Annotated in this window: 15 protein-coding genes and 2 pseudogenes; 11 read left to right on the top strand and 6 right to left on the bottom strand. The window is 53.2% G+C overall.

Annotation, left to right across the window (positions count from 1 at the left end):
• Positions 1-6 precede the first annotated feature (6 nt).
• The 5 genes and pseudogenes from HA41_RS16195 to HA41_RS16175 all read left to right on the top strand — a co-directional run bounded on the left by HA41_RS16195 (position 7) and on the right by HA41_RS16175 (position 2,643).
• Positions 7-996, top strand: a complete 990-nt coding sequence (locus tag HA41_RS16195; RefSeq protein ID WP_003850179.1) for a DNA-directed RNA polymerase subunit alpha — start codon at positions 7-9, stop codon at positions 994-996.
• A 40-nt stretch (positions 997-1,036) separates the two neighbouring features.
• Positions 1,037-1,422 (top strand): annotated as a pseudogene (gene rplQ / locus HA41_RS16190) (50S ribosomal protein L17).
• A gap of 109 nt (positions 1,423-1,531) precedes the next feature.
• On the top strand, positions 1,532-1,903 hold the full coding sequence (locus tag HA41_RS16185; protein WP_094121645.1) for a DnaJ family domain-containing protein: 372 nt from the start codon (positions 1,532-1,534) through the stop codon (positions 1,901-1,903).
• On the top strand, positions 1,904-2,320 hold the full coding sequence (gene zntR / locus HA41_RS16180; RefSeq protein WP_094121644.1) for a Zn(2+)-responsive transcriptional regulator: 417 nt from the start codon (positions 1,904-1,906) through the stop codon (positions 2,318-2,320). It begins immediately after the preceding gene.
• A 59-nt stretch (positions 2,321-2,379) separates the two neighbouring features.
• A complete protein-coding gene (locus tag HA41_RS16175) occupies positions 2,380-2,643 on the top strand; it encodes an alternative ribosome-rescue factor A (protein WP_094121643.1) in 264 nt (87 codons plus the stop codon).
• Here HA41_RS16175 and mscL read toward each other — a convergent pair.
• From mscL to def, 5 genes and pseudogenes are all read right to left on the bottom strand, one after another.
• Entirely contained in the window at positions 2,614-3,024 is a 411-nt protein-coding gene (mscL, locus tag HA41_RS16170) for a large-conductance mechanosensitive channel protein MscL (protein WP_094121642.1), read from the bottom strand. The genes HA41_RS16175 and mscL overlap by 30 nt on opposite strands.
• A gap of 122 nt (positions 3,025-3,146) precedes the next feature.
• Positions 3,147-4,523 carry a Trk system potassium transporter TrkA gene (trkA, locus tag HA41_RS16165; protein ID WP_094121641.1) on the bottom strand — a complete coding sequence of 459 codons (1,377 nt, stop codon included), beginning with the start codon at positions 4,521-4,523 and terminating at the stop codon, positions 3,147-3,149.
• 18 nt (positions 4,524-4,541) lie between these two features.
• On the bottom strand, positions 4,542-5,843 hold the full coding sequence (rsmB, locus tag HA41_RS16160) for a 16S rRNA (cytosine(967)-C(5))-methyltransferase RsmB (protein ID WP_094121640.1): 1,302 nt from the start codon (positions 5,841-5,843) through the stop codon (positions 4,542-4,544).
• A gap of 49 nt (positions 5,844-5,892) precedes the next feature.
• A pseudogene (gene fmt, locus HA41_RS16155) lies at positions 5,893-6,836 on the bottom strand (methionyl-tRNA formyltransferase).
• A gap of 20 nt (positions 6,837-6,856) precedes the next feature.
• Entirely contained in the window at positions 6,857-7,369 is a 513-nt protein-coding gene (gene def, locus HA41_RS16150; protein ID WP_094121639.1) for a peptide deformylase, read from the bottom strand.
• A gap of 115 nt (positions 7,370-7,484) precedes the next feature.
• On the opposite strand from def, the gene dprA reads away from it, so the two are divergent.
• The 6 genes from dprA to HA41_RS16120 are packed head-to-tail and all read left to right on the top strand — an operon-like array spanning position 7,485 to position 11,270.
• Positions 7,485-8,600 (top strand): DNA-protecting protein DprA, encoded by a 1,116-nt coding sequence (dprA, locus tag HA41_RS16145; RefSeq protein WP_094121638.1) that lies wholly within the window; start codon positions 7,485-7,487, stop codon positions 8,598-8,600.
• Positions 8,572-9,045, top strand: coding sequence for a DUF494 family protein Smg (gene smg / locus HA41_RS16140; RefSeq protein WP_069729811.1), 474 nt, complete (start codon positions 8,572-8,574; stop codon positions 9,043-9,045). Before dprA ends, smg begins: the two co-directional genes overlap by 29 nt.
• 24 nt (positions 9,046-9,069) lie before the next feature.
• Positions 9,070-9,615 carry a DNA topoisomerase family protein gene (locus HA41_RS16135; protein WP_094121637.1) on the top strand — a complete coding sequence of 182 codons (546 nt, stop codon included), beginning with the start codon at positions 9,070-9,072 and terminating at the stop codon, positions 9,613-9,615.
• 6 nt (positions 9,616-9,621) lie between these two features.
• Positions 9,622-10,194, top strand: coding sequence for an L-threonylcarbamoyladenylate synthase type 1 TsaC (tsaC, locus tag HA41_RS16130; RefSeq protein ID WP_094121636.1), 573 nt, complete (start codon positions 9,622-9,624; stop codon positions 10,192-10,194).
• A 3-nt stretch (positions 10,195-10,197) separates the two neighbouring features.
• Complete coding sequence (gene aroE, locus HA41_RS16125) at positions 10,198-11,016, top strand: shikimate dehydrogenase (RefSeq protein WP_094121635.1); 819 nt, start codon at positions 10,198-10,200, stop codon at positions 11,014-11,016.
• Positions 11,013-11,270, top strand: a complete 258-nt coding sequence (locus HA41_RS16120; protein ID WP_094121634.1) for a DUF1488 family protein — start codon at positions 11,013-11,015, stop codon at positions 11,268-11,270. Before aroE ends, HA41_RS16120 begins: the two co-directional genes overlap by 4 nt.
• Here the strand turns inward: HA41_RS16120 and HA41_RS16115 are convergent.
• Complete coding sequence (locus HA41_RS16115) at positions 11,237-11,791, bottom strand: gamma carbonic anhydrase family protein (protein WP_094121633.1); 555 nt, start codon at positions 11,789-11,791, stop codon at positions 11,237-11,239. The two genes, HA41_RS16120 and HA41_RS16115, sit on opposite strands and share 34 nt — an antisense overlap.
• Between the last annotated feature and the right edge of the window lie 156 nt (positions 11,792-11,947).

Here is an 11,947-nt window from a genome sequence, read left to right as displayed (position 1 = left end):
GACACAATGCAGGGTTCTGTGACAGAGTTTCTAAAACCGCGCCTGGTAGATATCGAGCAAGTGAGTTCGACGCACGCCAAGGTGACCCTTGAGCCTTTAGAGCGTGGCTTTGGCCATACTCTTGGTAACGCACTGCGCCGTATTCTGCTTTCTTCCATGCCGGGTTGCGCGGTGACCGAGGTTGAAATTGATGGTGTACTACATGAGTACAGCACCAAAGAGGGCGTACAGGAAGATATCCTGGAAATCCTGCTCAACCTGAAAGGGCTGGCGGTAAGAGTTCAGGGTAAAGATGAAGTCATTCTGACCCTGAATAAATCTGGCATTGGCCCTGTGACTGCAGCCGACATTACCCATGATGGTGATGTCGAAATCGTCAAGCCTCAGCACGTGATCTGCCATCTGACCGATGAGAACGCTGCTATCAGCATGCGTATCAAAGTTCAGCGTGGTCGTGGTTATGTGCCGGCTTCTGCCCGAATTCATTCGGAAGAAGATGAGCGCCCAATCGGCCGTCTGTTAGTTGATGCTTGCTACAGCCCTGTAGATCGTATTGCCTACAATGTTGAAGCAGCGCGCGTCGAACAGCGTACCGACCTGGACAAGCTGGTCATCGAAATGGAAACCAACGGCACAATCGATCCTGAAGAGGCGATTCGTCGTGCGGCAACCATCCTGGCAGAACAACTGGAAGCTTTCGTTGACTTACGTGATGTACGTCAGCCGGAAGTAAAAGAAGAGAAACCAGAATTCGATCCGATCCTGCTGCGCCCTGTTGACGATCTGGAATTGACTGTCCGCTCTGCTAACTGCCTTAAGGCAGAAGCTATCCACTACATCGGTGATCTGGTACAGCGTACCGAGGTTGAGCTGCTTAAAACGCCTAACCTGGGTAAAAAATCTCTTACTGAGATTAAAGATGTGCTCGCCTCACGTGGTCTTTCTCTGGGCATGCGCCTTGAGAACTGGCCGCCGGCAAGCATTGCTGATGAATAACCCGATCACAGGTTAAGGTTTCACTGAGAAGGATAAGGTCATGCGCCATCGTAAGAGTGGTCGTCAACTGAACCGCAACAGCAGCCATCGTCAGGCTATGTTCCGTAACATGCTGGCTCTCTGGTTCGTCATGAGATCATCAAGACGACTCTGCCGAAAGCCAAAGAGTTGCGCCGCGTAGTTGAGCCGCTGATTACTCTTGCCAAGACCGACAACGTAGCTAATCGTCGTCTGGCATTCGCCCGCACTCGTGATAACGAGATCGTGGCAAAACTGTTTAATGAGCTGGGCCCGCGTTTCGCGAGCCGTGCCGGTGGTTACACTCGCATTCTGAAGTGTGGCTTCCGCGCTGGTGACAACGCTCCGATGGCATACATCGAGCTGGTTGATCGTCCAGAAGCTCAAGCAGAAGCAGCCGCAGAGTAATCTGTAGCAATGTAAAAAACCCGCTTCGGCGGGTTTTTTATTGCCCGAAATTTACTATCTTTAGTGCTTATTACCAAATTCAGTCATCAGAAGTGCAGGAGAGTTGACGATGTGGCTGGTTGATCAGCTTGCAGAACAACATATTAAAGCCGCGCTGGATAAGGGGGAGCTGAGCCAGTTGCCCGGTGAAGGCAAACCGCTTCAGCTTGATGACGATAGCCATGTCCCGCCAGAGCTTCGTGCCGGTTATCGGCTGCTAAAAAATGCAGGTTTTTTACCCCCCGAACTGGAATTGCGTCGTGAAGCGATCGCAGTAAACGATCTGATTCGCCAGCTGGATCCCGGCGATCCGCGTTATCAGGATCACTGCCGCCGCCTCAAATTTCTGGAACTCAGGCTACAGCAGGCCGGTATGCGCACCGATTTTCTGCACGGCGACTATGCCGACGCCATTCAGCAGCGTTTTTCTCAGGAGAAATAGATGTACAGAATTGGTCAATTGGCAAAGCTTGCCGACGTAACACCCGATACTATCCGTTTCTATGAGAAGCAGCAGATGATGGACCATGGCGGACGAACGGAAGGCGGTTTTCGTTTATACGGTGAAAATGATCTGCAACGGCTTAAATTTATCCGTTACGGCCGTAAACTCGGCTTCAGCCTTGAAGCCATCAGGGAGCTGCTTTCCATTCGCGTTGACCCGGCACATCATACCTGTCAGGAGTCGAAGTCCATCGTCGAAAAGCGGCTTGGGGAAGTTGCGGAGATGATCGCCGAGTTAGAATCGATGCAGCGCTCGCTTCAGCATCTTTCAGATGCCTGCTGTGGTGACACTCACAGTAGCGTTTCGTGCTCTATCCTTGAAGCGCTCGAACGGGGAGAAGGGATCAGCAGATAAGGATATTGTTTTTTTTGTGCAAAGGAATAGAGTATCTCGCTATTCCAACAGGAGGAATCATGAGTAAATATCAGCACACGAAAGGGCAGATACGCGATAACGCGATTGAAGCACTGTTACACGATCCACTGTTTCGGCAACGCATAGAACAGAAGCAAAAAGGGAAAGGAAGTTTTAAACGGAAAGAGAAACACACTAAGGGACAGAGCTGGGAGGCCAGTGATAAGACAGCATCTTATCACTGGCCTTCTGCTTTCAGCGGTGAAAAAACCGCATGGCAGGCGGCTTATTATTTAAACCCGGGTATTCTGCTGCTTCAGTAAGTCACGGATTTCAGTCAGAAGCACTTCTTCATTCGATGGCTTAGCCGCTGGCTTTTCGACTTCTTTTTTCTTATAGAGACGGTTCATCAGTTTGATCGCCATGAAAATGGCAAAAGCAATGATGATAAAGTCGAAGATAGTCTGCAGGAAAACACCGTACTGCATGACAACAGCAGGCGTATCGCCAACCGCAGGTTTCAGTACCCAACCGAACGACTTGAAATCAACGCCACCAATCAGCAGCCCGAGCGGCGGCATAATGATGTTGGCGACGAGTGACGACACGATCTTACCAAACGCGGCGCCGATAATGACACCCACTGCCAAATCCACCACGTTGCCGCGCATTGCGAAATCACGAAACTCTTTGAATAAACTCATACTTATCTCCTTGCCCTGGCCAATGCCCTAAAGTCTAACAAACCCTGCTGTTTTTGCCATAATCACAGGGAATTAAGCGGCAGTTTCCCGCTGGGTTTACTTCATTACTGCTAACGCTGTGGTTACAGGAAGAAAGGACTTGGCTGGAACAGACGTTCCACATCTGACACAAATTTTTTGTCAGTCAGGAACATGATGACATGATCGCCTTGCTCAATACGCAGGTTGTCATTAGCTATCATTACATCATCACCGCGCACCACTGCACCGATAATGGTGCCAGGCGGCAGTTTGATATCATCGATTGAACGGCCGACAACACGTGAGGTGGTTTCGTCACCGTGGGCGATGGCTTCGATCGCTTCAGCGATACCGCGCCGCAGGGATGAGACACCAACGATATCGGCTTTACGCACATGACCCAGCAAGGCTGAAATGGTGGCCTGCTGAGGAGAGATCGCGATGTCGATGACGCTGCCCTGTACCAGGTCGACATAAGCGCGACGCTGAATCAGCACCATCACTTTCTTCGCGCCCATTTTTTTCGCCAGCATGGCTGACATGATGTTGGCTTCATCATCATTGGTAACGGCGATAAACAGATCGACCTGCTCAATATGTTCTTCTGCCAGTAACTCCTGGTCCGAGGCATCACCATAGAAAACGATGGTGTCCTGCAAATGCTCCGCCAGTTCCGCCGCGCGTTGGGGGTTACGCTCAATCAGCTTGACGCTGTAATTTTTCTCCAGCTTTTGCGCCAGACCGAAACCAATATTGCCGCCGCCGACCAGCATAATACGTTTGTAAGGCTTCTCCAGACGCTGCATTTCACTCATTACTGCACGTATATTCTGGCTGGCGGCGATGAAAAACACCTCATCGCCCGCTTCCACAATGGTTGAACCTTGCGGACGAATCGGGCGGTCCTGACGAAAAATGGCGGCCACGCGGGTGTCAATGTGCGGCATGTGTTCACGCATGATGGAGAGCGGATTACCGACCAGCGGACCGCCATAATAGGCTTTGACCACCGCCAGACTGACTTTGCCTTCTGCAAAGTTCACCACCTGTAACGCTCCCGGATACTGGATCAGACGATAGATATTGTCGATCACCAGCTGCTCAGGTGAGATCAAATGATCGATCGGTACCGCTTCAGGAATAAAAAGTTTATCGGCATCGCGCAAATAATCCGCTGCGCGGATCCGGGCGATCCGGTTAGGCGTGTTGAAAAGCGAATAAGCGATCTGACAGGCGATCATATTGGTTTCATCGGAGTTGGTTACAGCAACCAGCATATCGGCATCTTCTGCGCCTGCTTCTCGCAATATCCGTGGATGGGAACCATGACCCTGCACCACACGCAGATCGAATTTATCCTGCAGATGACGTAAGCGCGAAGCGTCGGTATCGACCACCGTGATATCGTTATTCTCACCGACCAGGTTTTCTGCCAGCGTGCCGCCGACCTGTCCTGCACCCAGAATGATTATTTTCATCGCTTATCAACGCTCATATCAATTAGCATCCGGTTTTTTTATCAGCTTAGCGTAGAAGAAACCATCTCCGCCTTCGGCCTCAGGAAAGACCTGCCAGCCGTTAGCTGGTGCATCCCGCAGCGGCTTCGCTTCGGCATCCGGCTGACGCTGCAAAAAGGCTTCAATTTGCTGCTGATTCTCTTCAGGCAGAATAGAGCAGGTGGCGTAAATCAGGGTGCCACCCGGTTTAAGGTGTGGCCAGACCGCATCCATGATTTCGCGTTGCAGCTTCGCCAGTTCGGCGATGTCACGATCGCGACGCAGCCATTTAATATCCGGATGGCGGCGGATGACGCCCGTCGCCGAACAGGGCGCATCCAGCAGAATGCGGTCAAACTGACGTTCGCCGCACCACTGCTGTGGCGTGCGTCCATCACCCTGTTTCACCTCAGCTTTCATACCCAGACGCTGAAGATTTTCTTCAACGCGTTTAAGACGCTGTGCATCCACATCCACCGCCAGCACCTGAGCTTCGGGTGCCACTTCAAGAATATGGGTTGTTTTACCGCCCGGCGCGGCGCACAGGTCGAGAATCTGCTCACCATTCTGCGGCTCCAGCAACAGGGCGCAACGCTGGGCGGAGAGATCCTGAACGGTCACCCAACCCTGGTCGAAGCCTGGTAAATGGCTGACTGGTGCCGGCGATTCAAGACGCAGGGCATCCGGCACCTCTGCTGCGGGATGGGCGAGCTTGCCGCTTTCGTTCAGCATTGCCAGCCAGCCATCACGGTCGTGATGCTGACGGTTAACGCGTAACCACATTGGCGGGCGCAGATTGTTCGCTTCAACGATCTGCTGCCATTGTTCCGGCCAGGCGTGCTGTAATCGCTTTAACAGCCAGCCCGGATGCAGATAGCGCTGCGGGCCATCCTGAATGCTGGCAAGCAGCTCTTCTCTCTGGCGCTGATACTGGCGTAAAACACCGTTAAGCAATCCTTTGAGGCTGGTGCGCTTCAGTACTTCCGCGCCAGCCACGGTTTCAGCCAGGGCCGCATGAGCGGGAACGCGGGTATATTCCAGCTGATAGAGGCCGACCATAATCAGGTAATGCAGAACACGCTGTTTGCCGGTCAGTGGACGCTCCATCAGCTTGCCAATTAAGGCCTCAAGCTGCGGTAACGTACGCAACACACCAAAGCAGATCTCCTGCACTAAAGCGCTGTCTTTGTCGGAGAGCTTTTTCTGCGCCGCCGGTAACGCCGTATTAAGCGATTCGCCTTTATCGACAACGCGCTCAATGAGCTGAGCGGAGAGGCTACGCAGGTTGGTTGATTTATTCATAGGATTTTGTCATCAAACAAAAAGCCCGGTGCATGACCGGGCCAGAGAGTCAGTCGAGAAGGGTTCCAGCTTCAAACCATTCCCGGCGCGAGTTGAGAAGATCCTGAGCCGACATCGGTTTTTTACCGGCGGGCTGCAACTGCAACAGATTAAGCACACCCTGAGCGGTTGCCACCTGAATACCCTGCTTGTCAGCACGGATGATTTGACCGGGCTGATGATCGCTGTGTGGCAGCACGCTGGCCTGCCAGACTTTAACCGGCTGGTCATCAATCGTGAAGAAACTCATCGGCCAGGGATTAAAGGCACGAATGCACCGCTCGAGCTGTTCAGCCGACAGCGTCCAGTCCAGACGCGCCTCTTCTTTACTCAGTTTCTCAGCGTAATTAGCAAGTGATTCGTCCTGCTTTTCGGGCACAGCCTGCTGACTGGCAAGTAAGCTCAGCGTATCCAGCAGGCCCTGTGGTCCCAGCTGCGCCAGCTTGTCGTACAGTGTCGCGCTGGTATCCTGCGCGGTAATCGGGCAGGCCAGTTTATGCAGCATGTCACCGGTATCTAATCCCACATCCATCTGCATGATGGTGATACCTGTCTCACTGTCGCCAGCCCAGAGCGCACGCTGGATAGGCGCTGCGCCACGCCAGCGCGGCAGCAGAGAACCATGCACGTTGATACAGCCGAGACGCGGCATATCAAGTACCGCTTTCGGTAAAATCAGCCCGTACGCCACCACAACCATCACATCAGCCTGTAAATCGGCGACCAGCTGCTGGTTCTCTTCGGGTCGCAACGACTTAGGCTGATAAACCGGAATATCGTGAGCCAGTGCCAGCGTTTTAACCGGGCCGGGCGTAACTTGTTGCCGCGACCTGCGGGACGGTCGGGCTGCGTGAATACGCCAACTACCTGATGCTCAGAAGCAAGCAGCGCGTCAAGATGACGCGCTGCGAAGTCAGGTGTGCCGGCAAAGATAATTTTTAGCGGGGCAGACACGTTTATCCCTTCTCAGATACTCAGGAAGCCTGCGCGTTCTGGCGCGCCAGCTTCTCTAACTTTGTTTTGATTCGCTGGCGCTTTAAAGGCGACAGATAATCAATAAACAGTTTGCCATCCAGATGATCGATCTCATGTTGAATACAGATGGCCAGTAACTCACTGGCTTCCAGTTCAAAGCTGTTGCCGTCACGATCCAGCGCGCGAACCTTGACGTGTTCTGCGCGTGGTACAAAGGCACGCTGTTCAGGAATAGAAAGACAACCCTCTTCGATACCGGTTTCGCCGCTTTTTTCCAGCAGTTCAGGGTTGATCAATACCAGACGCTCTTCACGACTTTCAGAAACATCGATGACAATGATGCGCTGGTGGATGTCCACCTGCGTCGCAGCAAGACCGATACCTTCTTCGGCATACATGGTCTCGAACATATCATCGACGATACGCTGAATGTCTGCGTTAACTTCTTTAACGGGCGCAGCGATTTTGCGAAGGCGCTCGTCAGGGAAATGTAATACCTGCAAAACTGACATAAATATCCAGATCTGTATTCGGTTAAGAAAAGATTACTACCTCATATTGTAGACTTTTTGAGGGCTGATTGACAGCATTCTGCGGCAGGAAGCCAGCGGGATCAGGGAGTCAGAAATGGACAAAATAGCGCGCTATGTACGGCTGGCGGCGGTCAGTGGAATGACCGGCAGGCGCTGGATTGAGGTGGCTACCCAGCTGGACGCCGCGGATGGCGATCTGCTGCACACCAGACTGGATGCTGCGCAACGTCTGCAGTATCAGGCTCTGCCCGAAAAGCAGGTGGACGAAGTACGGCGCTGGCTGACAAGCAGCACCGGCCATCATCTGCTTACCGCTCTGGATGTAAGTTATCCGGCCCGGCTAAAAGAAATTTCGCGCTTTCCGCCCGTGCTGTATATCCAGGGCGATCCCGCTGTATTGAATACACCCCAGCTTGCCGTGGTCGGCAGCCGTAATAGTTCACATGCTGGACGCTACTGGTGCGACTGGTTTACCCAGCACCTGGCACTGAGCGGCCTGACCATTACCAGCGGCTTAGCACGCGGAATTGACGGTGTGGCACATCAGGCCGCACTCAACGTGGGTGGCAAAACGGTGGCGGTGTCAGGCTGCGGCCTTCAGCATCTCTATCCGAAGAGTCATCTGCGGCTGGCCGGCGAGATCATGGAACAGGGCGGGGCGATCATCTCAGAGTTTCCGCTGGCCACCCTTCCTCATCCACACAATTTTCCACGCCGTAATCGTATCATCAGCGGTTTGAGCCTTGGTGTGCTGGTGGTTGAAGCCTCGCTAAAGAGCGGTTCACTGGTTACTGCTCGCTGTGCGCTGGAGCAGAACCGGAATATTTATGCGCTGCCGGGTGCGCTGGGCAATCCGTCAGGTGAGGGCGTTAACTGGCTGATTCAGCAGGGTGCGCTGCTGGTGGCGCATCCGAATAATATCCTGGAGGATCTGGCGAGTGTCCTGAACTGGTTGCCTGATACACAAACCGACCAAATTTATTCTGATGACAGTGACGATGCTCCATTGCCATTTGCTGATGTGTTGGCTAACGTAGGTGATGATGTTACACCTGTTGACGTTGTCGCTGAACGTGCCGGCCAACCTGTGCCAGTTATCTCAGCTCAGTTGCTGGAACTGGAGTTAGCAGGATGGATCGCAGCTGTACCCGGCGGCTATGTCCGATTAAGGAGGGCATGCCATGTTCGACGTACTCATGTACTTGTTTGAGACATATATCCACAACGAAGCAGAAATGGGTGTTGATCAGGACAGATTGACAGATGACTTGACGGATGCCGGGTTTCATCGTGAAGATATTTACAGCGCGTTGAACTGGTTAGAAAGGTTGGCCGACTATCAGGAAGGGCTGGTTGCGCCAATTTTGCTGGCAAATGATCCGCTCTCTATGCGCATCTATACCGATGAAGAGAGTAACCGTTTAGATGCTGAAAGCCGTGGTTTCCTGCTTTTCCTGGAACAAATTCAGGTGCTGAGTCTGGAAACGCGCGAGATGGTCATCGAACGAGTCATGGCGCTTGATACCCCTGAGTTTGACTTAGAGGATCTCAAATGGGTGGTGCTGATGGTGCTGTTTAACATCCCCGGATGTGAAAATGCTTATCAGCAGATGGAAGAACTGCTATTCGACGTCAATGAAGGTATGCTGCATTAAAATTCCTTTCATGCATTCATCGTTATGAGTAAAGCTGCACTCTTCACCGTGCGTAAACAGGATCCCTGCCCCGCTTGCGGGGCAGAACTGGTTATACGCTCCGGCAAACATGGCCCTTTTTTGGGCTGCGCAAATTATCCTGCGTGCGACTATATCCGGCCCTTAAAAAGCCAGGCTGACGGACATGTCGTTAAAGTGCTGGAGGGGCATGCCTGTCCGGACTGCGGCGCGGATAAAGTATTGCGTCAGGGTCGCTTTGGCATGTTTATCGGCTGCAGCCACTACCCGGAATGTGGCTACACGGAAACCATCGACAAACCGGATGAAACCACACTGACGTGTCCGCAATGTCAGCAAGGTAAATTAGTCCAGCGGCGTTCCCGCTATGGCAAAACCTTTCATTCCTGCGATCGTTATCCGGCCTGCCAGTTTGCAGTCAATCTGACACCCGTAGCCGGGACCTGTCCTCATTGTCAGTTTCCGCTATTAGTAGAAAAGAAGACGGCGCAGGGCGTGAAACGCTTCTGTGCCAGTAAGAGTTGTGGCAAAGCCATCGCTGAAGAGAACTGAGACATTATGGATAATCAACATCTCGCTGGCGCCATTGAGCGTTGCGTGAGTCATCTGAATCGCCAGGCGGTGATCGCCTATCCCACTGAAGCCGTGTTTGGGCTGGGCTGTGATCCTGACAGTGAGTCTGCCGTCATGGCGTTGCTGGCGCTGAAACAGCGTCCGGTAGAGAAGGGACTGATCCTGATTGCTGCTGATTATTCGCAGCTCGAACCCTATATCTCTGATCGCGAACTGTCGGTGATTCAGCGTGAACGGATGTTTGCCTGCTGGCCGGGGCCGGTGACCTTTGTGGTTCCCGTTCCACCGCAGACGCCACGCTGGTTAACCGGGCAGTTTGATTCGCTGGCGATTCGCGTCAGCGATCATCCCGATGTACAGGCGCTTTGCCGTGCGTTTGGTAAACCGCTGGTTTCAACCAGTGCCAACCTGTCGGGTCAGCCTCCGTGCCGCACGGCCGAAGAGGTTAAGCGCCAGTTTGGGGATGATTTTCCGATCTTATCGGGCAAAACCGGTGGACGGCAAAACCCTTCAGAAATCCGCGATGTCATCAGCGGCGAACTCATACGTCAGGGCTAAATCATGGACCAATTCGCCGTTTTCGGTAATCCAATCAACCACAGCAAATCACCGTTAATCCATCAGGCTTTTGCAGAACAGACCGGGATAGAGCACCGTTATGGCCGGATCTGCGCGCCGGTTGAGGGTTTTCCGCAGGCTCTGACGGCGTTTTTTGAACAGGAAGGCCGCGGGGCGAATGTCACTCTGCCTTTCAAGCAGCAGGCGTGGGAGTTTGCCGATCGGCTCAGCGATCGGGCTGCCCGTTCGGGTGCGGTGAATACCCTGAAGAAACTCAGCGACGGACAGATTTATGGCGATAACACCGATGGTATTGGCTTACTGAGCGATCTTCAGCGGCTGGCAATGATCAAACCCGGCGATAATGTGTTGCTGGTGGGAGCGGGCGGGGCAGCTCGCGGCGTGATCCTGCCGCTGCTGTCAGCCGGGGTCTCAATGACTATCGTCAACCGTACCTTTGCCCGTGCTGAGGAACTGGCAGAACTGTTCCGGCAGAATGGCGCAATTAATGCGTGTGGCTTTGAGCAACTGGCAGACAAAACTTTTGATCTGGTCATCAATGCGACCTCAAGCGGCGTAGAGGGAAAAACGCCGCCTCTGCCAGTAACACTTATTCATCCTGAACTGCGCTGTTATGACATGTTCTACCAACGCGGTCTGACCCCTTTCCTGCAGTGGTGTCAGGAGCAGGGTGCGCAACATCTGGCAGATGGATTAGGCATGCTGGTGGGCCAGGCGGCGCATGCTTTTCATTTATGGCACGGCGTAATGCCAGATATCACGCCGGTTATTGCTCAGTTGAAGCAGGCGATGCAGTCGTGAATCAGGCCATCCAGTTTCCCGATGATGAGATTTATGACGCGGCGCGGCAGGCGATCTGTTTTCCGGTGCTGGTTAACGGTATGCGGTTGACCTGTGCCATCAGCGCCGCGACATTACGATCCCGCTTTGGTGAGGGAGACGCGATGACGCTGTTTCAGCATCACCGCTGGGATCTGGAAGAGGAAGCCGAAACGGCGATTCGTCAGGATGATATTGATACTCAGGGCTGGGTCTGGTTGTCTTCGCCAGAGTAATCATTTTTCCAGCTGACATAGTTGCTGGCTGAATAGCGTAAACCTTCTTTTTCCTGCTCATTGAGCGGACGAACCTGCCTGACCGGGCTGCCGAGGTAAAGGTAGCCACTCTCCAGCCGTTTACCCGGCGGCACCAGACTTCCGGCACCGATCATCACCTCTTCTTCTACTATTACGCCATCCAGCAGGATTGACCCCATTCCAACCAATACGCGATCGCCAATGGTACAGCCATGCAGCATCGCTTTATGCCCGACTGTCACATCCTGCCCAATAATCAGCGGAAAGCCTTGTGGGTTGGAGGCCGACTTATGGGTGACGTGCAGCACGCTGCCATCCTGAATGTTGGTGCGGGCGCCAATGCGAACCTGGTTCACGTCACCGCGAATCGCAACCAGCGGCCAGATGCTGACGTCATCTTCCAAAATCACATCGCCGACGACGATGCTACTCGGATCGACCATCACGCGCTGGCCGGTTTGCGGGAAGAGATGTTTATAGGAGCGTAAGGCGGAAGTCATCATGTTCTCCTTGATACTGAATTTATTGCAGCCTGATGTGATTTCAGGCAACTGACAAGCCAATTCTGACCCGGATCGCTGGCGATCTCACCAATCTGGATCATTTATAACCACTCAGAAAAAAGATCCAAAAAAGGGTTGTGCTCTGAAGCGGGA

Source organism: Pantoea conspicua (assembly GCF_002095315.1).
Lineage (GTDB): Bacteria > Pseudomonadota > Gammaproteobacteria > Enterobacterales > Enterobacteriaceae > Pantoea > Pantoea conspicua.
The sequence above is the reverse complement of the archived record's forward strand: the minus strand, read 5'-3'. Positions and strand labels throughout refer to the sequence as shown.

Coding starts and splice junctions, on each gene's coding strand:
- HA41_RS16195 (WP_003850179.1), top strand. CDS start 7: ATGCAGGGTTCTGTGACAGAGTTTCTAAAACCGCGCCTGGTAGATATC.
- HA41_RS16185 (WP_094121645.1), top strand. CDS start 1,532: ATGTGGCTGGTTGATCAGCTTGCAGAACAACATATTAAAGCCGCGCTG.
- zntR (WP_094121644.1), top strand. CDS start 1,904: ATGTACAGAATTGGTCAATTGGCAAAGCTTGCCGACGTAACACCCGAT.
- HA41_RS16175 (WP_094121643.1), top strand. CDS start 2,380: ATGAGTAAATATCAGCACACGAAAGGGCAGATACGCGATAACGCGATT.
- mscL (WP_094121642.1), bottom strand. CDS start 3,024: ATGAGTTTATTCAAAGAGTTTCGTGATTTCGCAATGCGCGGCAACGTG.
- trkA (WP_094121641.1), bottom strand. CDS start 4,523: ATGAAAATAATCATTCTGGGTGCAGGACAGGTCGGCGGCACGCTGGCA.
- rsmB (WP_094121640.1), bottom strand. CDS start 5,843: ATGAATAAATCAACCAACCTGCGTAGCCTCTCCGCTCAGCTCATTGAG.
- def (WP_094121639.1), bottom strand. CDS start 7,369: ATGTCAGTTTTGCAGGTATTACATTTCCCTGACGAGCGCCTTCGCAAA.
- dprA (WP_094121638.1), top strand. CDS start 7,485: ATGGACAAAATAGCGCGCTATGTACGGCTGGCGGCGGTCAGTGGAATG.
- smg (WP_069729811.1), top strand. CDS start 8,572: ATGTTCGACGTACTCATGTACTTGTTTGAGACATATATCCACAACGAA.
- HA41_RS16135 (WP_094121637.1), top strand. CDS start 9,070: ATGAGTAAAGCTGCACTCTTCACCGTGCGTAAACAGGATCCCTGCCCC.
- tsaC (WP_094121636.1), top strand. CDS start 9,622: ATGGATAATCAACATCTCGCTGGCGCCATTGAGCGTTGCGTGAGTCAT.
- aroE (WP_094121635.1), top strand. CDS start 10,198: ATGGACCAATTCGCCGTTTTCGGTAATCCAATCAACCACAGCAAATCA.
- HA41_RS16115 (WP_094121633.1), bottom strand. CDS start 11,791: ATGACTTCCGCCTTACGCTCCTATAAACATCTCTTCCCGCAAACCGGC.